This is a genomic window from Porphyromonas sp. KLE 1280 (assembly GCF_000700805.1).
GTDB lineage: Bacteria > Bacteroidota > Bacteroidia > Bacteroidales > Porphyromonadaceae > Porphyromonas > Porphyromonas pasteri.
In genome coordinates this window covers 193,088-213,092 of the sequence record NZ_KL362965.1, presented here as the reverse complement: position 1 = coordinate 213,092, position 20,005 = coordinate 193,088, and the positions used below count along the sequence as shown (strand labels likewise).

At 55.3% G+C, this 20,005-nt stretch carries 13 protein-coding genes; 3 read left to right on the top strand and 10 right to left on the bottom strand.

Annotation, left to right across the window (positions count from 1 at the left end; all coding sequences use genetic code 11):
* Positions 1 to 9: 9 nt before the first annotated feature.
* A complete protein-coding gene (locus tag HMPREF1121_RS07180; protein WP_044115572.1) occupies positions 10 to 666 on the bottom strand; it encodes a phosphatidylserine decarboxylase family protein in 657 nt (218 codons plus the stop codon).
* An 816-nt stretch (positions 667 to 1,482) separates the two neighbouring features.
* Here HMPREF1121_RS07180 and HMPREF1121_RS07175 point away from each other — a divergent pair.
* Both HMPREF1121_RS07175 and HMPREF1121_RS07170 read left to right on the top strand, forming a co-directional pair.
* A complete protein-coding gene (locus HMPREF1121_RS07175) occupies positions 1,483 to 4,335 on the top strand; it encodes a M16 family metallopeptidase (protein ID WP_044115571.1) in 2,853 nt (950 codons plus the stop codon).
* Positions 4,336 to 4,488: 153 nt separating this feature from the next.
* Positions 4,489 to 5,013 carry a thioredoxin family protein gene (locus HMPREF1121_RS07170; protein ID WP_044115570.1) on the top strand — a complete coding sequence of 175 codons (525 nt, stop codon included), beginning with the start codon at positions 4,489 to 4,491 and terminating at the stop codon, positions 5,011 to 5,013.
* Positions 5,014 to 5,115: 102 nt separating this feature from the next.
* Here the strand turns inward: HMPREF1121_RS07170 and serS are convergent, their stop codons facing one another.
* The 3 genes from serS to rplU all read right to left on the bottom strand — a co-directional run bounded on the left by serS (position 5,116) and on the right by rplU (position 7,115).
* Entirely contained in the window at positions 5,116 to 6,402 is a 1,287-nt protein-coding gene (gene serS, locus HMPREF1121_RS07165) for a serine--tRNA ligase (protein WP_044115569.1), read from the bottom strand.
* Positions 6,403 to 6,503: 101 nt separating this feature from the next.
* Positions 6,504 to 6,761 carry a 50S ribosomal protein L27 gene (gene rpmA, locus HMPREF1121_RS07160; protein WP_009433701.1) on the bottom strand — a complete coding sequence of 86 codons (258 nt, stop codon included), beginning with the start codon at positions 6,759 to 6,761 and terminating at the stop codon, positions 6,504 to 6,506.
* 36 nt (positions 6,762 to 6,797) lie between these two features.
* The gene (gene rplU / locus HMPREF1121_RS07155; RefSeq protein WP_009433676.1) at positions 6,798 to 7,115 is read right to left on the bottom strand and encodes a 50S ribosomal protein L21; all 318 of its coding nucleotides are present in this window, start codon (positions 7,113 to 7,115) and stop codon (positions 6,798 to 6,800) included.
* Between the two features lie 684 nt (positions 7,116 to 7,799).
* Here rplU and HMPREF1121_RS07150 point away from each other — a divergent pair.
* Positions 7,800 to 8,969 carry a PDDEXK-like family protein gene (locus HMPREF1121_RS07150; RefSeq protein WP_052353645.1) on the top strand — a complete coding sequence of 390 codons (1,170 nt, stop codon included), beginning with the start codon at positions 7,800 to 7,802 and terminating at the stop codon, positions 8,967 to 8,969.
* 335 nt (positions 8,970 to 9,304) lie between these two features.
* Here HMPREF1121_RS07150 and infB read toward each other — a convergent pair whose 3' ends face one another.
* The 6 genes from infB to HMPREF1121_RS07120 all read right to left on the bottom strand — a co-directional run bounded on the left by infB (position 9,305) and on the right by HMPREF1121_RS07120 (position 19,893).
* A complete protein-coding gene (infB, locus tag HMPREF1121_RS07145; protein WP_044115568.1) occupies positions 9,305 to 12,217 on the bottom strand; it encodes a translation initiation factor IF-2 in 2,913 nt (970 codons plus the stop codon).
* 127 nt (positions 12,218 to 12,344) lie between these two features.
* Entirely contained in the window at positions 12,345 to 13,676 is a 1,332-nt protein-coding gene (gene nusA, locus HMPREF1121_RS07140) for a transcription termination factor NusA (protein ID WP_044115567.1), read from the bottom strand.
* A 47-nt stretch (positions 13,677 to 13,723) separates the two neighbouring features.
* On the bottom strand, positions 13,724 to 14,194 hold the full coding sequence (gene rimP, locus HMPREF1121_RS07135) for a ribosome assembly cofactor RimP (protein WP_009433673.1): 471 nt from the start codon (positions 14,192 to 14,194) through the stop codon (positions 13,724 to 13,726).
* 196 nt (positions 14,195 to 14,390) lie between these two features.
* Positions 14,391 to 15,161: a hypothetical protein gene (locus HMPREF1121_RS07130; RefSeq protein WP_044115566.1), complete on the bottom strand. Its 771-nt coding sequence runs from the start codon at positions 15,159 to 15,161 to the stop codon at positions 14,391 to 14,393.
* A 662-nt stretch (positions 15,162 to 15,823) separates the two neighbouring features.
* Positions 15,824 to 17,641: an endo-dextranase gene (locus HMPREF1121_RS07125; protein ID WP_232223762.1), complete on the bottom strand. Its 1,818-nt coding sequence runs from the start codon at positions 17,639 to 17,641 to the stop codon at positions 15,824 to 15,826.
* 125 nt (positions 17,642 to 17,766) lie between these two features.
* A complete protein-coding gene (locus HMPREF1121_RS07120) occupies positions 17,767 to 19,893 on the bottom strand; it encodes a glycoside hydrolase family 97 protein (RefSeq protein WP_044115563.1) in 2,127 nt (708 codons plus the stop codon).
* Positions 19,894 to 20,005 lie beyond the last annotated feature (112 nt).

Sequence of the window (20,005 nt, the reverse complement as noted above, 5' to 3'; positions counted from 1 at the left end):
CTATACTGCTTAGCGAGGCAGCGTAGCGATGTCGGTGATATTCCCCTGGACCTTCTGCCCGACCTTGACGTGCACCTTCGTGCCGAGGGGGAGGTAGAGGTCGACACGAGAGCCGAACTTAATGAAGCCGAGGTTCTGGTTGATATTCACACGTTGACCGACCTCTGGATAGGTGACGATACGGCGTGCGATAGCCCCAGCAACCTGACGGACGAGGATGCGATCCCCACCCTCACTGCGGATGATGACAGCAGAGCGCTCATTGTCCGTACTGCTCTTAGGCAGGTGAGCCGAGAGGAAGCGTCCATCGGTGTGCGAGACATGCTCGACGACGCCATTACAAGGAATCCAGTTGACGTGCATATCAAAGACGCTCATAAAGACGGATACCTGCAGGCAGCGGCAGCCAAGCAGCTCCGTCTCCTCCGTCTCCTCGACGACGACGACACGGCCGTCAGCAGGGCACACGATCTCCAGCGAGCCATCGCTGTGCTTGCGAGGCTCATAGCGGAAGAAGTTGATGACAGTCAGATAGAAGAGGATCGAAATAGCCAGGAAGATGTAGCTAAACGTCCCTCCCGCAAAGAGAGCAATGAAGGCATTCAGCCCGATAAGAGTGATAGCAAAGCCAATGAGTGGGCCGCGCCCTTCTTTGTGAAGTAACATAGGGGTCTATTGAGTGGACACTTTATGACATAGGTAATATATCGTGCAAATATACTTAAAAAAGCCTATACCTCAGACAAAAGAGGGACAGCTTCACGGCAAGCACCTGACATTATGCCATACTGACACGGCCTTATTCTCCCCTTCTTTCCCCCACTTTTCAGCCCTCGTATATAGCTCCTTCCCCACGGATATCGGAAGTCCATCTCCGAGAGGGATTAAGTGGCCCCATATAGGTTGCCTCAGCGACCAATATAGGATCATACCTCATACCACTATTGAGACTGTTGCCGCAAGTCCTACCCTCTATTTAGCGTGCTAAGGCATCGTACGCCCAGCTCCCCGATATACCTCTCCGAAGTGACCAGCAAGCCCTTCGTCCCTTCGCGAGTATTCCTCTTATCCAGCGGAGGGAAAATTGTCCTTCTCGTGAAGAAAAAAGCGCCTTCACGTAGTGATTTTTCCATATCTACGCACGTAGATTTAAAGACCAGACACGTAAATCCAAATATCCACGTACGTAGATATTAGAGCCACGTACGTAGTCCACACTTTTCTACCACTCGTCCGCAACTTTTATCCCTACGCGGAGCAACAACCTAATAGAAGTCACTTCACAAAGCTATATAGCTTTCTTCGCCATCCTATATAGCTCTACCTACGCAACCATATACCTATATGCAACCATATACCTATATAATAGATACCTGCGCGCGTGAGGTATCTCATATAGTAGATACACACCGAAGAATTATCGTACATTTGCGGTACAGTGAACTATAAATATCTTTTCACCTCTTAAACCACAAACAAGCGATGAGGCTCAAGAAAATCATCTTATCCCTCCTCTCGGCGCTCTTCGTAGGCACTACACTGGGCCTGCCTTCGGCTGCTCAAGCCCAAGCTCCCAGCGAGATGCCACCACTCCCCATAGACACCGCCGTCCGTATCGGAAAGCTCCCCAATGGTCTGACCTACTTCATTCGTCACAATGAAGAGCCCAAGGGTAGAGCAGAATTCTATATCGCCCAGAAGGTAGGCTCGATGCAGGAAGAAGACTCGCAGCAGGGTCTGGCTCACTTCCTCGAGCATATCGCCTTCAACGGCACAAAGAACTTCCCAGGCAAGGGGATCATCAACTTCCTCGAGAGCATAGGTGCCAGCTTCGGTGGCAACATCAATGCTTACACGAGCTTCGACAAGACGGTCTACACGCTGATGAAGATCCCCGTCCCACGCAAGAGCATCATCGATAGCTGTATCCTCGTACTCCACGACTGGAGTAGCTTCATCAGCCTCGAGGATAAGGAGATCGACGCTGAGCGTGGTGTCATCGAAGAAGAATGGCGTCGCAGCAATAGCGGGGATATGCGCAACATGGAGAAGCTCCTCGACTTTGCCTTCCCTGGCAACAAGTACGGTAAGCGCCTCCCCATCGGTAAGATGGAGATCGTACGCAGCTTCCCCTATCAGGTCCTGCGCGACTACTACAAGAAGTGGTACCGCCCCGACCTGCAGGCGGTCATCATCGTCGGTGACGTCGATGTCAACTACACGGAGGCTCAGATCAAGAAGATCTTCGCCGACATCCCTGCTCCAGTGAATGCTGCTGAGCGCGTCTACATCCCTGTCGAAGACAACGTCAAGCCCATCGTAGGTATCGCTGCTGACAAGGAAGCTACGCAGAATTCGATCAATATCTCTTACAAGAGCGATGTCACGCCTGCTGATGTCCGTGCTACCCTCATGGGTCCCCTCGAGGACTACATCAATAGTGTCGTCTCATCGATGATCACCCAGCGCTTCAGCGACATCGTCAAGAAGCCTAATGCACCCTTCGTCAACGCTTCCGTTGACTTCGGTAACTACGTCGTCGCTAAGACCAAGGACGCTGTCAACTTTGACGCTACCTTCAAGGAAGGGCAGTGGGAGCCCGCTCTCAAGGCTCTCGTAGCTGAGATCGTACGCCTCAAGACGTACGGCTTCACGCCTGGCGAATATAGCCGCGCTAAGAAGGACTACCTCGTCAGCATGAAGAACTTCTACAACGAGCGTGACAAGCGTACCAGCGATGCTTGGGCAAACGTCTATGTAGACTACTTCGAAGACGGTGGTTACCTCCTCGATATCCCCACACACTACCAGCTCATCCAGGGCATCGCTGAGCAGTTCCCACTCGAGCAGATCAATGCTATGATCAAGCAGCTTGACCTCGAGAAGAATGTACTCGTCGCTCTGACCAGCGTAGAGAAGCCCAGCGTCAAGCTCCCCAGCATCGAGGAGCTCACGAAGAAGTACCTCGACTATACCAAGCAGCAGGTCGAAGCTCCTAAGGACGAGGTCAGCAACGAGAAGCTCATCGACAAGCTCCCCATGAAGGGTAAGATCGTCAAGACCGAGAAGAACGGTCAGTACGGCTCTACCATCTGGACGCTCTCCAACGGCACGAAGGTCTACATCAAGAAGACCGACTACAAGGAAGATGAGATCCTCTTCAAGGGTCGCCGCGATGGTGGGTACTACAACTTCACCAAGCCCAACGCTACGGATCTGAAGGTCCTCAACAGCCTTGCTGCTATCGGTGGTCTCGGTAAGTTCGATGAGTCAGCTCTCGAGAAGGCCCTCAGCGGTCGCATCGCTTCTGTCTCTGCGACGGTCTCCAATATCAGCGATGATGTAGCAGGTAGCACGACGAAGGAAGACCTCGAGACGATGCTCCAGCTCCTCTACCTCAACTTCACAGCTGTACGTGCTGACAAGGACGCCTTCCAGGCTTGGCAGGAGCGCACCATCAGCCAAATCGAGGCAAGCAAGGCAAATCCGCTCTCCTTCCTCGGCGACTCCGTCACGCGCTTCATCTTCCCCAACAACCCTGAGCGCTATCCACTCAGCGTTGAAGAAGTCAAGAGCGTGAACTACGATCGTGTACTCCAGCTCTTCCGCAGCCGCTTCGCCAATGCCCGCGGCTTCGAGTTCTACTTCGTAGGTAATGTCGACGAAGCAGCCCTCCGCCCTCTCGTAGAGCAGTACATCGCTTCACTCCCCGCGCAGAAGGTCTACACCGACAAGGCTCACACGAACCGCGTCCCCGTAGAGCGCCTCGGCACGAACAAGAAGGAGTACAGCGCTCCTATGGAGACGCCTATGGGTATCGTCATCGACGGTCTCTCAGCTCCTACGACCTACAGCCAGCAGGAAGGTCTGACGAGCGCTGTGCTTGAGTCTATCCTCGATCAGCTCTACACGAAGACCATTCGTGAGGATGCAGGTGGTGCCTACAGCGTCGGTGTCCTCGCTGACGTATCACGCTTCCCCAGCCCACGCACGAACGTCACCGTCCAGTTCCAGACTGACCCCGCTAAGGCCGTAGCTATGAACGAGCTCGTCTTCAAGGGTCTCGAAGGTATCGTCAAGGACGGCCCCTCTGCTGAGTACTTCGACAAGGCTGTCAAGAATCTCAAGAAGGCTCACGGCGAAAGCCTCCGCAAGAACAGCTACTGGCTCGGTCAGCTCGCTCGCTTCTACGGTCAAGGCTTCGACTTCGTGACGAACTACGACAAGCTCCTCGACGCCGTCACGCCTCAGTCTGTACAGGCTCTCGCTAAGAAGCTCTACGAGTCTAAGGACCGCACGGAGATCCTCTTCCGCTCCACCGAGGCTAAGAAGTAAGCACTTCGCAGCCCTCCCCCACTTCATATAGCAAGCCGGGCACCCTCCCCTTCTGAGGATGCCCGGCTTGTCGCTTAATGAACAATTCGCCCCCGTTCACGCTTATCATACCAACGAGCAGTATTCTATCACCTCGTAGCAACTAACTGAATAATGAAGAAAGTCATCCTCAGCCTCGCCCTCATCTCCGCAGGTCTCTTCTCGAGCTATGCCTGCACGGCCAAGGCTTCGAGCAACGCTGCTTCTGCCTCCACCGAGACGACCGCAGCTGCACCCAGCGAAGAAACTGCTGCCGACGACAAGGCCGCAGAAGGCGCTATCAAGCACATCGACGCAGCCTACCTGCGCAAGTACATCTGGGACTATAAGGAAGAGCCCTCGAAGTTCGTCTTCAAGGGCAGCCGTCCCGCTATCATCGACTTCTACGCCGACTGGTGCGGTCCCTGCCGTAAGCTCAGCCCCAAGCTCGAAGCTATCGCTAAGAAGTATGCGGGTAAGATCGACGTCTACAAGATCGATATCGACAAGGAAGCTGGTCTGGCCAATATCTTCGGTGTGAAGAGCATCCCAATGTGCCTCTTCATCCCTATGCAGGGTACGCCCATCCAGACGGTAGGCGATCTCACTCCCGATCAGATCGAGGAGACCATCAAGCAGATCTACTCCGACGCGAAGTAGGCCCAGCGAGTCATTCGCATCTACAATAAAAGCTCATCCCCACACTGCCTGATGGCAGTGTGGGGATGAGCTTTTATTGTAGCGTCCGAGTGAGGAAGTCGCTTACTTCTTCGCTGGACGGGGGATGAAGTCGAAGCCCGTGTAAGGACGAAGAGCCTCGGGGATGCGGATACCTTCGGGCGTCTGGTTGTTCTCCAGCAGTGCTGCGACGATACGGGGAAGAGCCAGTGCACTACCATTGAGCGTGTGCACGAGCTGGACACCCTGCTCAGCGTCACGATAGCGGCAGCGCAGACGGTTGGCCTGGTAGCTCTCGAAATTCGACACAGAGCTGACCTCGAGCCAACGCTTCTGTGCAGCCGAGAAGACCTCGAAGTCATAGGTCAGTGCGCTGGTGAAGCTCATATCGCCACCGCTCAGACGCAGGATGCGCCAGGGTAGCTCGAGCTTCGTGACGAGCGTCTCTACGTAGGCGACCATCTCATCGAGGCGCTGATAGCTGCGCTCGGGCTTGTCGATGCAGACGATCTCTACCTTATCGAACTGGTGGAGGCGGTTCAGACCACGCACATCCTTACCATACGACCCAGCTTCGCGGCGGAAGCAGGCAGAATAAGCCGTGTTGCGTACGGGCAGATCCTTCTCCTCGAGGATGACATCACGATAGATATTCGTCACAGGCACCTCAGCCGTGGGGATGAGATAGAGGTTGTCCACCGTAGCGTGGTACATCTGCCCTTCCTTGTCAGGGAGCTGACCCGTGCCGTAGCCAGAGTCTTCGTTGACGACGTAGGGAGGCTGTACCTCGAGGTAACCAGCTTCACGAGCATTGTCGAGGAAGAAGTTGATGAGCGCGCGCTGCAGGCGAGCTCCATAACCCTTATAGACGGGGAAGCCAGCACCCGAGATCTTCACCCCCAGCTCGAAGTCAATGAGGTCATAGTCCTTCGCCAGCTCCCAGTGGGGCTCGGCGGTAGCATCGAGTGCGGGCATCTCGCCACCAGTCTTGACGCAGACGTTGTCCTCAGCCGTAGCGCCTTCGGGCACGATGTCGGCGGGGAGGTTAGGTACAGAGAGCAGGATCTCACGGATCTTAGCTTCGGCCTCGGCCTTCTTCTCCTCAAGGCTCTTGCTTGCTTCCTTGAGCAGTGCCACCTGAGAGCGGATGCTCTCAGCCTGCTCCTTGGCGCCCTGCTTCATCAGATCACCGATCTCCTTAGCGAGGGCCTTCTGACGAGAGAGACTGGCATCGAGCTCCTGCTGAGAGCGACGGCGGATCTCATCGAAGTTTAGGACTTCGGTGATCGCTTCGCGTGCCTCGAATTGCTTCTTGCGGAGGCGCTCAATGACCGCCTCGGTATTCTCCTTGATTTGCTTGAGTGTAAGCATAATGTCTCGTGTGGGGTATAATGAGAGGAGGTCGCTCCCTCCGGGCTGTGTAGACCCTTCTGGAGCAACCTCCGGTTGACTTGTCTGACGTGTGCTCCGTCTTAGGCCTCAGCCGCGATGGAGACGTACGAGCGGTCGTTCTTCTTGCGAGTGAAGACCACCTTACCGTCGATCAGTGCATAGAGCGTGTGGTCCTTACCGATACCTACGCCTGCACCTGGGTGATGCTGCGTGCCACGCTGGCGGACGATGATGTTACCAGCCTTAGCGTGCTGACCACCGAAGAGCTTTACTCCGAGTCGCTTACTTTCTGATTCGCGTCCGTTCTTGGAGCTACCTACACCTTTTTTATGTGCCATTGTCTTATGTCTAAACTAATGCGGTGATACAATTACTTACGCTACGATTTCCTTGACGAGGACTTCGCTGAACTGCTGGCGGTGGCCATTGAGCTTGCGATAGCCCTTACGGCGCTTCTTGTGGAAGACAAGTACCTTGTCGCCCTTTACAAGAGGCGTGATGATTTCGCACACGACCTTAGCACCAGCCACTACAGGCGTACCTACAGTGACAGCACCATCCTTGTCTACGAGGAGGACCTTGTCGAATTCTACTACTGCGCCACTCTCAGCACCCTTGACGTGGTGAATGAAGAGGCGACGGCCCTGTTCTACATTGAACTGCTGGCCCTGAATGTCTACGATGACGTACATTATCGTTGATAACTAAAAAGTTAGCCCCGTAGGGTGCCACCCGCTCCACAGCGGAGGGACGGTCTTCTTCTCCTACCCTACATAGGAAATTCGGTCACAAAGATACAAAAATATCTGATACAACACCTTGCACTCCCTTGACTTTCACCGAAGAAACTTCCTCAGTCCGAGCTCTTCTCCTACCCTACATAAGGCAATATCTCTCCCTCCCGAGAAGCACCCACTGCGACCTGCCGTATCACGAAGTTCCACAGTAAGGGGTGTGAACCTATATTGGTCGCTGCTCCAACCTATATTGGTCAGCGCACGAAGCTATATTGGTCGTCACAGCGACCTATATAGGTCAACCCGACGACCAATATAGGTTGCAAAAGCCCCTTCACACCGAGACAACATAACACCATAAGGGGAAACCACTTACGAAACACATAGAAATGCTATCCAAACTCCTTTATCATTCCAGAAACCAAGCGACCTCTATACCTCCGACAGCCTCACCCAGATGAGGTCGCACGCAGCGCACAGGATCCCGCGCCCTATCCTATCGAAACTCGTACATTTGTAGCCAGAGGATATTGCAAATACAGGCATTCGGATCCACCGATTAGGAGTCTGCACCCCCGCATATTCACTCTGGCAGAGCAAAGGATCAGACTTAGACAATCATCACAACTCCAAATAAGTATGGACACAGAGCTGGATATACAGCGATTCTTTCAAGAGGTAGCGAGCATCTGCGCCTTAGGACAAGAGCAGCAGGAGGAGCGAAATCGCAAAGGCGAAAACTACAATCTCTTTAGCATCCTTAACATAGAGCGCTACGAATTAAAGCACTCCGCCCTAATCGCTAATCTACTTGACCCCAAGGGAAGCCACGGATGCGGCGATGCCTTCCTAAGAGCTTTCTTTGAGATCGCACTGAAGGAGCGAGCCTATCCTTTCGAGGGCTGTACACTCCCGGATAGCGATACAGAGTATTATACAGGCCCCATAGCAGGCGATACCGGCGGGCGCATTGACATCCTCGTGAAAAGTAGCCGCTACGGACTCATCATAGAGAACAAGATTTACGCTGGAGATCAAGACAAGCAACTGACTCGCTACGACAACTATGGCAAGGAGACTTTTGGTGCAGACGGATATCTCTTGGTTTATCTCACGCTATATGGATGCGACGCCAGCAAAGAGAGCACAGCCACGAAAAGTGCTGAGGAAGTAGGCTACTTGCGCCTATCGTACGCAGAAGACATCCTTCGCTGGCTGGAGCAATGCGTGCGACTGGCCGACAACAAGCCCCTCGTCCGAGAGTCTCTCAATCAGTATATCCGAACTATCAAGCAACTCACCTATCAAGATATGAATCAAGAGAATATCCAGACAATCATTGATCTTGCAGTTGATCACCCCGAAGTAGTGGCCACGCTATCAAGCAAACGTGATGCAATCGCTGAGGGAATTAGAGAGAAGTACATCTTCGACAAACTGAAGGAATATGCCGATCAAAAGGGCTGGTTGTACGATGATAGTGAGTCTTCGTATAATGAAGAAGAGCCTAAAATCCGCTTCCGTAAAGAAGGCTGGGATGGCTCTATCATCATATCAGCAGATAGCGAAGATAAAAAATCGAACTATGGCTGGTGGATGAACCTCTGGATAGGCATAGACTCAAAGGTGACTGGAGCGAAAAAACTTGCTTGCTTAGAAAAGCAAAGTCCTGAATATCCTATGGGATGGGAGTACCTCACGACACCAAACTGGTACTCAGCCGAGAACTTCCCCGCGATGAAAACAAGTGTCGCCCAAGAGATCATCAACAAACTTAACGAGATCATAGAGGAATTGGGCGTCAAGTAGGGTAAGTAGAGCGACCCTACCCCACACAAGGCAACATCTCCCTCCTCCCAAGCAGCGCACCCCGAAGTCAATCGTAATACGACGCCATACAGCAAAGCGGTGTGAACCTATATTAATCGTCACGGTGACCAGTACTGCTTCGCGTCGTGACCAGTACTGGTCACGACGCGAAGCAGTACTGGTCGCTATAACCAACCAGTACTGGTCAACTCAGCGACCAGTACTGGTCGCAAAGCCCCCTCGCCGATAGTGCAGAAACGCATTACGCCCCAGGCTGCCGAAGCGGCCTGGGGCGTAATGTCTATTGGTATATCGTGAGTGAAGTTGACCGCGACTTAGTCGAGGGTCTTCTTGATCTCGATTTCTTCGTAGGCCTCGATGATGTCACCGACCATGATGTCGTTGTAGCCATCGATATTCAGACCGCAATCCTGACCCATGACGACTTCCTTAGCATCGTCCTTGTAGCGCTTGAGAGAGCCGAGCTCGCCCTGGTACTTGACGATACCATCGCGGATAAGGCGGATCTTGTTGTTGCGCTTGATCTTCCCTTCGACGACCATACAGCCGGCGATAGTACCGACCTTGGTGATCTTGAAGGTCTGCTGGACCTCGAGGTTGGCCACGACATTCTCCTTGATTTCGGGCGAAAGCATCCCTTCCATAGCGGACTTGATGTCTTCGATGGTGTCGTAGATGATCGAGTAAGTACGGATCTCTACGCCCTCACGGTCTGCCAGACGACGAGCGGCCTGGCTGGGACGCACCTGGAAGCCCAGGATGATAGCCGAAGAAGCAGAGGCGAGCACGACGTCACTCTCGGAGATCTGACCAACACCCTTGTGGATGACGTTGACCTGAATTTCCTCCGTAGAGAGGCGGATGAGCGAGTCGGAGAGCGCTTCGATAGAGCCGTCCACGTCACCCTTGATGATGACATTGAGCTCCTGGAAGTTGCCCAGAGCACGGCGGCGAGCGAGTTCGTCGAGGGTAAGCCCCTTCTTCGTACGGTTGTCCTGCTCACGCTTGAGCTGCTCACGCTTGCTGGCGATGCTACGCGCTTCCTGCTCGGTCTCCATGACGTTGAAGGTCTCACCTGCGGTAGGTGCACCATCCAAGCCAAGGATCAGAACGGGTTCGCTGGGACCAGCCTTCTCGACCTTCTGGTTACGCTCGTTGAACATAGCCTTCACACGGCCATAGTGCGTGCCCGAGAGGACGACATCACCCTGCGAGAGCGTACCGTTCTGCACGAGGACGGTAGCCACATAACCACGGCCCTTGTCAAGCGAAGACTCGATGACGGAGCCGACAGCACGGCGCTTGGGGTTGGCCTTGAGCTCAAGAAGCTCAGCTTCGAGGAGGACCTTCTCCAGCAGCTCATCGATGTTGATGCCCTGCTTAGCGGAGATCTCCTGACACTGGTACTTACCGCCCCATTCCTCGACGAGGTAGTTCATGGCAGCGAGCTGCTCACGGATTCGGTCGGGGTTAGCGGCGGGCTTATCGATCTTATTGATCGCGAAGACCATGGGCACACCAGCAGCGGCGGCATGGTTGATAGCTTCCTTCGTCTGAGGCATCACGTCGTCGTCAGCAGCGACGATGATGATAGCGATGTCGGTGACCTTTGCCCCACGAGCACGCATAGCGGTGAAGGCTTCGTGACCCGGAGTATCGAGGAAGGTAATACGCTTACCGTCCTTGAAGCGGATGCTGTAAGCACCGATGTGCTGGGTGATCCCCCCTGCTTCGCCAGCGATGACGTTGGTATTGCGCAGGCGGTCGAGGAGCGACGTCTTACCGTGGTCGACGTGACCCATGACGGTGACGATAGGAGGACGGCTGATGAGGTCAGCTTCGTCATCGACCTCTTCTTCCTGCGTGATGGCTTCGACGACCTCAGCGCTGACGAAGTCGGTCTTGTAGCCGAATTCCTCTGCGACCATCTCGATGGTCTCAGCGTCGAGGCGCATGTTGATAGACACCATCAGACCGATGCTCATACAGGTAGCGATGACCTGCGTCACGGGGACGTCCATGAGATTTGCGAGGTCACTCACCGTCACGAACTCGGTGAGCTTCAGCGTACGGCTTTCGGCTTCGCTACGCTCCTGAGCGTCGAGAGCTGCAGAGCGAGCGGCATCACGCTTGTCCTTACGGTACTTAGCGGACTTAGCACCCTGCTGATTCTTACCCGTCAGACGAGCAAGTGTCTCCTTGACCTGGCGCTGTACATCTTCGTCAGTGACGACAGCCTTCTGAGGCTGCTGGCTCTGACGCTTGGCCTTACGACCGGTCTTCTGCTCGGCAGCGCCCTGCTGGACATTGCCACGACCACCACGGTTGTTGGGGTCTGCGGAGCGGCCATTGCCAGCGTTGCCATTGCGCTGTCCGGGCTTCTTCGTGCCATTGTCCGTCACCTTAGCGGCTTCGGCCTTGACATCGACGGGGCCCTTACCGATACGGGTACGCTTACGACCCTTGTCGGCAGCGGACTTCTTGGCGGGGCGCGTATTATCGTTGATCGAAGAGAGGTCGATCTTACCTACTACATTGAAGCTGATCCCTGCACTTGGAGTCGAAGGGCGATAGATCTCGGGCTCACGCACCGTCGGCTCTTCAGCTGCGGGAGCAGCCTTGGGCTCGGGCTTGACCTCGGGTGCTGCAGGGGCAGGCTCGGGAGCAGGAGCGGGCTTAGGCTCAGCCTTGGGGGCGGGAGCTTCGACCTTAGGAGCAGGAGCAGGCTCGGTCTTGGGTTCAGGCTTGACCTCTACCTTGGGCTCGGGCTTCACTTCGGGTGCTGGAGCCTCCGCCTTAGGAGCGGGCTTTGGCTTAGGCTCGGCCTTCGCCTTGGCGGCGGGCTTGGGTTCAGCCTTCTTCTCCGTGGCGATGGAGCCCTTGATATTGAGGCTGGGGCGGCGATCCTCGGGGACGACTGTCTCGATGTGCTTCACCTTCGCGGGAGCGGGCTCAGCAGCGGGGGCCTCGGGCTTAGCAGCAGGCTTGGCAGGCGCAGGCTTAGCAGTGGCACCACTGAGGGTGTCAAGGAGCGCGGCGATCTCGGCCTTGCCCATGCCCTTGCCGTGCTCAGCGATGAGCTGCTCGGCCACCTCGCGGGGTACGCGAGTGTTGGGGGTGATCGTATTGACGTCTAAGACGTTCTTCTTCTCTAACGAATCCTTGAATGAGCCAATCCCTACGTTGAGTTCCTTGGCCAAGGTAAAGAGCTTGATGTCCTTTGGCATGTATCTTCTCTTTTGAATGGTTTATGTCCGCCTCTTCACGGGCTCGCTGCTGGCTTGCTCGGGCTTCTCGCTAATGGGTATCTACACTACAGGGAGCGACAGCTGGGCAGCGGGCGGGCGGGACGGATTAGTCTTCTTCTCCCTCTTCGGTGGCGAGCTCAGCGGTGGGCTCGTCAGCTTCGTAGGGCTCTTCTTCGGAGAACTCGGCGCTGAGGACCTCGAGGATACGGTCGAGGACGTCTTCGTCCAGCTCAGTCTTCGCAAGGAGCGTAGCACGATCCTCGCGCAGTACGGACTTAGCCGTAGTGTAGCCTTCCTCCTTGAGGGCCTGGATCATCTGCTCGTCGATCTCGTCAGAGAACTCGTCGAGGTAGATATCCTCTTCACCCGTAGCACCCTCTTCGTCGCGGAAGATCTCGATACGGTAGCCCGTCAAGAGAGAGGCCAGCTTGAGGTTGGCAGCGTTCTTACCGATAGCCAAGGGCACCTGATCGGGGCGCATGTAGACCTCGGCCTGCTTGATTTCTTCGTCCTCATCGCTGAGGGCGATAGCCACGGCCTTCCCAGGGCTGAGTGCGCGCTGGATGAAGAGCATGGGGTTCGTGGTGTAGGTCGTCACGTCGATGTTCTCACCCTTCAGCTCGCGGACGATGCTGCGGATACGCGAACCGTTGACCCCGACGCAAGCCCCTACGGGGTCGATGCGGTCGTCATACGACTCTACGGCGATCTTAGCGCGCTCACCAGGGATACGGGCTGCGGCACGGATCGTGATCAGGCCATCGGCGATCTCAGGCACATTGAGCTCCAAGAGACGCTTGAGGAACTCTGGGCTTACGCGCGAAAGGATGACCTTAGGATTGCTGTTCTCGTTCTCTACACGCTCGATGACAGCGCGTACCGTCTCACCCTTGCGGAAGAAGTCGCCAGGGATCTGCTCAGTCTTGGGCATGAGGAGCTCGTTGCCCTCATCGTCGATGAGCAGGGCTTCACGCTTCCATACCTGATAGACTTCGGCGGAGATCAGCTCGCCCACACGGCCTGCGAAGCTGTGGTAGAAGTGCTCCTTCTGCAGCTCGAGGATCTTACTTGCCAGGGCCTGACGCAGGTTGATGACTGCGCGGCGACCGAAGGAGTTGAAGTCGACTGCATCGACGAAGTCCTCGCCGACGGAGATCTCCGAGTCAAAGCGCTGGGCTTCGCTCAGGGGCACCTCACGCACCTCATCGACGAAGTCCTCATCGGCGACGACGTGACGCGTGCGCCAGATCTCGAAGTCACCCTTCTTCTCGACGTTGATGATGACGTCAAAGGTATCGTCCGAGCCAAACATCTTCGACAGGACATTGCGGAGGGAATCCTCCATGACCGCGATCAGCGTATTGCGGTCGATACTCTTGAGCTCCTGATACTCGAGGAGCGCTTCGATCAAGCTGGTAGTCTCTTTCTTCTTTGCCATGGGGCTATTATATAGGTTTATTCTTCTACTTGGATAGGGTGGTGAGTTTAGAACTTCAAGACGCGCTTGGTCTGTAGCACCTCATCCATAGGGATGGGGAGGGCTTCCTCGACCTCGATCTTGCGCTTCTGACCCTCGGGGCGTACCTTGCGTACGACGGTGAGGGTGATCGCTTCGGCAGTAGCGTCGGAGAGGACGCCCTTCTCCTTGATGCCTCCCTTACGGAGCACCTCGACCTCCTCACCGATAGCGTCGGTGTACTGACGGAGGACCTTGAAGGGTGCGGTGAGGCCTGCGGAGCCTACCTCGAGCTCGAAGTCCTCTGCCTCACGGTCCAGCTGCCCCTCGATATGCTTCGAGAGAGCTACGCATGCATCGATGCTGATGCCCCCACGGGCACCCAGCTCGACGATAATACGATTGCCAGGGTGGACAGCGACTTCTACAATATAATAATCGGGGTGCTCGGTGGCACAGTACTGGGAAGCAATTCCCTCGATATAGCTCTTATCGATCATGACGCGTCTCGTAGGATAATAGGGGATGAATGCAAAGAGAGGAAGCTCTGTCGCCTCCTCTCTCGATCATCTCTTTGCCACAAAGGTAATAAAAATCACCGACATAAGCTCCCTCACCCGACACTTCTTCATACAGACGTTCCCGCCCAGCACCTCCTGAAGGCACTGGTCGGGAGCATCTATGATAGGCAAGAGGCTACTTCGTGGGAAGCTCCACCTTCACAGGATTTCCTTCGTCGCGGACAAATGTGAGGACGAGCTTACCCGCCGTCAAGTCGACAGCATCCTTCTTCAGGTAGAGGTAGGCAGAGGCATCACGAGGAGTGAATTCGGAATTTAAGTAGTACCCCCAGAAGGTCCACCAAAGATCCTTTGGAGTAAGACTTGCCAAGCTCGCTTCTTCTCGAATAGTCTTAGGCCCAACTTCATGAGCTAAAAACCTATAATACCAAGTCTTAGCACCTGGTGCGAGTGGCTCACGCTCATAGTACGTCTTATACAGGTGCTCGTAGCTGAGTAGTGCCTGCGAGGAGAGATCCGTCACCACATGATCTGCGTCACGAGTAAAGCTCAGCGTCATGGCCTGCAGCCCATGGACACCCAATGTATTGAACGGCCCAATCACACTGTAGAAGGTGACATCCTCACGCATCTTACGCTCCTTATATATTTGCGAGACCTTCTCCTCATCACGTATGAGCGAATAGTGGATCTCTGAGCCTGGGACAATCTCCCAGCAGAGGTAATCTGATCGATCTTTCTGTGGGGTTTTCTCCACAGGTGTAAGGGTTGCCTCAGCCTTAATCACTCGGAAGAAGCCTGAGATGGGGTGCTTCGAGGGGAAAGAGCCAGATATCGGTTCTGGTCTCTCCTTCTCCTTATCACACGAGGAGAGGAAAGCTGCACTCAGAGTGGCGAAGCCAAGAAAGAGGCTACTCATCGCCACACGCAGTATCGTCTTTTTCATACGCTTGGGGTATTAATGACTGCAATTAGGATCACGCGATCCGTTCACCCCAAAAATATTATTTCCCCAACAACTAACACTCCGCCACCCGAGGGCACGCCAAGAGCCCTTATCACAAGTGTACTCTCCATTCAGAAGGCACAGATACGCTGTTCTTTAATTCCTTTACGAACGCATTTATAGAGCCCCCCAATGCCACCTCTTCCCTTGCCGAGAAATGGGGAGGAATATAAGGGAGAGCTATCAACCAATATAGGTCGGCGGGCTGAGCTATATTGGTCCGACGACGAAGCTATATAGGTCGCGATGACGACCTATATAGAATGGCGAAGAAAGTTATATAGCTTTGTGAAGTGACCTCTATTAGGTTGTTGCTCCGCGTAGGGATAAAAGTTGTGGACGAGTGGCAGAAAAGTTTGGACTACGTACGTGGATCTAATATCTACGTACGTGGATATTTAGATTGACGTGCCTGGTCTTTAAGACTACGTGCATAGATAGAAGAAAACCACTACGTGAAGGTGCTTTTTCCTTCACGAGAAGGACGCTTTTCCCTCCGCTGGACAAGAGGAATACGCGCGATAAGGCGAAGCCCCGCCCCATAGACCGAGGGTCTACGAGACGGGGCCAACAACACCTATCAACTTATGAATGAGGGGGAGCTAACGAGCAGGTGCCAGCTCCAGGACGAGCATCGTCCAGTAGTGGAGCGCAGGGAGCGTAACCGATACCACCCCGCTACGCTGGGTGAATGGCAGGAGCTCGGGGGCTCCGCCACGCAGGTCAGGCGAGGCTGCCCAGACACGGACGACACGCTCCGCACTCTCCAACTGGAGCGGTAGCTGACGCACCAAGCGAGGCTCAGGGCGAGTGCCATCGACATCCCGCCAAGAGAGGTCATTCGTCCCCAGGAAGTTCAGCAGATGCACGACCTGCTGTCTCGGGCCGACCTGCTTAGCGAAGGCAGTGATAGCATCTGCCTTCGGAGGCCAAGTCGTGAGCTGGACGTCGGTACTCGTCGTCCAGATACGAGGTGTGAAGGCATGGCGGGAGGTCGTCCCACGGAGCCAGTTCTGATAAGCCGTGAGGAAGTCATAGTAGTGGACGATAGCCCCCCGTAGCTCGGGACTCATCGCCAGGGGTGCTGCGGGGAAATACTCGCGAGAGAGCATGTGGTCTCCCAGCTCGAGGTGTGAGCCTCCGAGGGCAAACATCACCGCATCGGTCAGTAGTACACCTGGGGTATTCATCAGCTTATCCCCTCGCCCACCGTGATCGGCCTTATCATAGTTCAGATACGCAGCGAAGACCGTAGGGAGGCGGTGACGGCTCAGGCTATCATTGCGCTTGATGATCTCATAGAGGTTGGCAAAGGCCGCTTCGGAAGTACCTCCATAGCCGTTGCCATTGCCCCAGACCTCATTGTAGCAGAAGTCCAGCTTCCCTGTGCCGATGATCTCGGCAGCACCATAGCCCGAGACGGCATTCATGATGAGACGCTTCTCGGGACGACGCTTCTTGACCGCCTTGATGAAGGAGGCATAGGCGCGTGGGAGATGGACCTCGCGCCCCGTCGCATCATAGCGTGGACCACGACTGCCGAGCTGGTCGATCTGGTAGCCATCGAAGTCAAAGAGCCGATAGACCTCGTCATTGCGGTCGCAGAGATAGCGCTGCCAATCTGCGTTCCCTGGATCCAGGAGGTAGATATTACTCTGCCAGCTCGAGGGCAGGCCGTGGAAGTCCTGATACCTCTCACCATCCTTGGGCCGAGCATAGAGCGCCCAAGCCTCCTGCACACCATCTTCCGTAGCTCCCTTCCACGACCCGAAGCAGAGGTTGTAGAAGATCGACTTCATCCCGTAGCGGTGCTGTAGCTCGATGTAGTGACGGACGTGCTCGGCCTTGACCCAGCGGTTGCTGACGTCGCGGTAGGCGGGCATCAGCTGCCCCTTAGCATCGAGAGGAGCGGGATAATGATGCTTCCACTGCCAGTCTTGGAACTGCACGCCATTGATATGGCAGCGATTGAGGAAGGCCATCTCCTCGGCGATGCGGGTGCGCTTGGCAGCAGGGTCTCCCCCGTCATCAAAGTCCGCCACGAAGCCGTAGCGGGGGAAGCGTCGCCAGTCACTGGATACATCGACGGCGATGGTAGCGACGACCAGCTCACATTCGGCAGAGCGGGTATAGACCTCTACGAGGTAGCCCTGAAAGTCCCGCCGTGGAGGGCGCCATGACCAGCGGCCAGCCTTCACCACCTCGGCATAGGGGACCTCAGCGAGGATCTGCGCTCCGTGGCGGTAGCGGATGAAGAGGGCGGAGGGAGGTGTACCCGAGGCGGTGAGGTGTACCATCTCGCCTGGTAGATAACAGGCCTTATCGGTAGCGAGCTCCATACGGGGTAGTGTGGGCTCTTGAGCTTCAGCTGAGAAGAGGAGAGCTGCAGAGAGGGAGAGGCTCGAGATCATCTTCGGCATACGCATACAATATTATATATAGAGTGTGTGGGGTATCATGAGGGCGAGCAAGGGCACAAAGAGAGGAGGCTGAGCACAGGCATAGTGCCGTAGCTCAGCCTCCTTATCTATATAGGATAGGCGGATTACTTCAGGGGCTTGAGACCCTTCGTATCCTTAGCCTCTACGATGCTGATAGCATAGCCACCACCAGCTACCGAATGGAGCTTGAGGACGGACTTAGCCGTGACCAGTCCCTTAGTGATGGTATAGGCCTGTGGGTTGGTCTTGTAGTCGGCATCGGGAGCATCGGCATAGACCGTAGCCACATACGTCTTCCCCTTGTCGAGGAAGTCCAGACGCAGGGTAGAGTTGTGAGGCTTCAGACCCGTGACGCTACCGACGAACCAGCTGCTGGAGCCCTTTGCCTTACGAGCTGCGGTGATATACTCCATAGGCTCAGCCTCGAGGTAGATGGACTTATCCCAGTCGAGGGCGACATCCTTGATGAACTGGAAGGCATCGAGGTGCTTCTCATAGTTCTCGGGGAAGTCAGCAGCCATCTGCAGCGGGCTGTACATCGTCACATAGAGCGCGAGCTGCCCCCCGATGGTGGAGTTGGCACGTGAGCCATTGGAGCACTGCATCTCGAAGATACCAGGCGTGTAGTCCATGGGGCCGCCCTGCAGACGCGTGAAGGGAAGGATAGCCGTATGCCCAGGGGTGATCCCGCCGAAAGCTTGATACTCCGTACCACGTGCGCTCTCGTTGCCGATGAGGTTAGGATAGGTACGGCAGAGCCCCGTAGGACGGACAGCCTCGTGGGCATTGACCATGATCTTGTAGTCTGCAGCGCGCTCAATGGCATGCTGGTAGTGATTGATAGCGATCTGGCTGTAGTGGTGCTCACCACGAGGGATGAGGTTGCCGACATAGCCGCTCTTCACCACATCATAGCCATAGTCCTTCATCAGCTGATAGGCTTGGTCCATGTGCTTCTCGTAGTTCATGATGGACGAGGAGGTCTCGTGGTGCATGATGAGCTTCACGCCCTTGGAGTGCGCATACTCATTGAGCGCCTTGATATCGAAGTCAGGGTAAGGCGTCTGGAAGTCGAAGACATATTCCTTAGAGTTGCCGAACCAGTCTTCCCAACCGATATTCCAGCCCTCGACGAGGACGCCACCAAAGCCATGCTGAGCGGCGAAGTCGATGTAGCGGCGGACGTTCTCATTATTCGCTGAGTGACGGTCCGAGGGCTTAGCCTTCGCGTAGTCGGTGATGCCGAGCTTGACGGAGGGGAACTGAGAGGTATAGGCCCAGTCGCCCTTACCCGAGATCATCTCCCACCATACGCCGACGTACTTCGTGGGGTGGATCCAAGAGGTATCCTTGATCTTACAGGGCTCGTTGAGATTGAGGATGAGGTGCGAGGAGAGGACCTTGCGCGCATCGTCGGTGATCATGATCGTACGCCAAGGGCTCTGGCAGGGCGTCTGGAGGTAGCCCTTGATACCCTGTGCATCGGGAGTCAGCCAAGAGCGGAAGACCATGTTCTTATCATCGAGATTGAGGTGCATCGCAGGATAGTTCACCAGCGCAGCCTCGTGGAGGTTGATGTAGAGACCATCGTCCGTCTTGAGCTGCAGAGAGGTCTGTACCCCCGTCTCGGAGAAGGAAGTCTGTGAAGCATTGTCCGTCACCTTCTTCTTGAAGAGCGGGCGGATCTCGCTAAGGCGTGAGCGCGAATACTCGTACTCCTGCGTGTCGTAATCACCAGGGATCCACCAAGCGATATGGTCACCCGTGAGGGCGAACTCGGTGCACTCCTCCTTGACGACGAAGTAATTCAGCTTACTGCCCTCCTGAGGGAACTCATAGCGCAGGCCGACGCCCTCGTCATACACACGGAAGCGGAGGTTCATCACACGCCCCGTCTTCTCCTGGATGAGACCCACCAGCAGCTCCTTGTAGTGATTGCGGATGGTCTTATTCTCGCCCCAGACAGGCGTCCAGGTCTCGTCAAAGGTCGAGGTCTTCTCCCCCGTCTGCGTGAAGCCCTCGAGGAGGTTCTCCGCATTGTGGAGCTCGTAGCCGAGGCGGCTGGGCTTGATGACGGGCTTACCTCGGAAGGAGACCGAATAGTAGGGCTTGGAGTCACGGAGGGTGAAGGTCAGCTTCATCTCACCGTTGGGGGATGTCACCTCGGAGGCATGGACTCGACCAGCGAGCCCCAGGCACACGAGGCACATAAGCATAAAGAATCTTCTCATATCTGCTTAGCTATATGAATGGTATGGGTATAAACTCTTAGAGATAGGCATGCCCCAGCCCGCACTTGGACTGGGGCATACTACGAGCCTGCCCGCATAGGGCAAGAGGCTC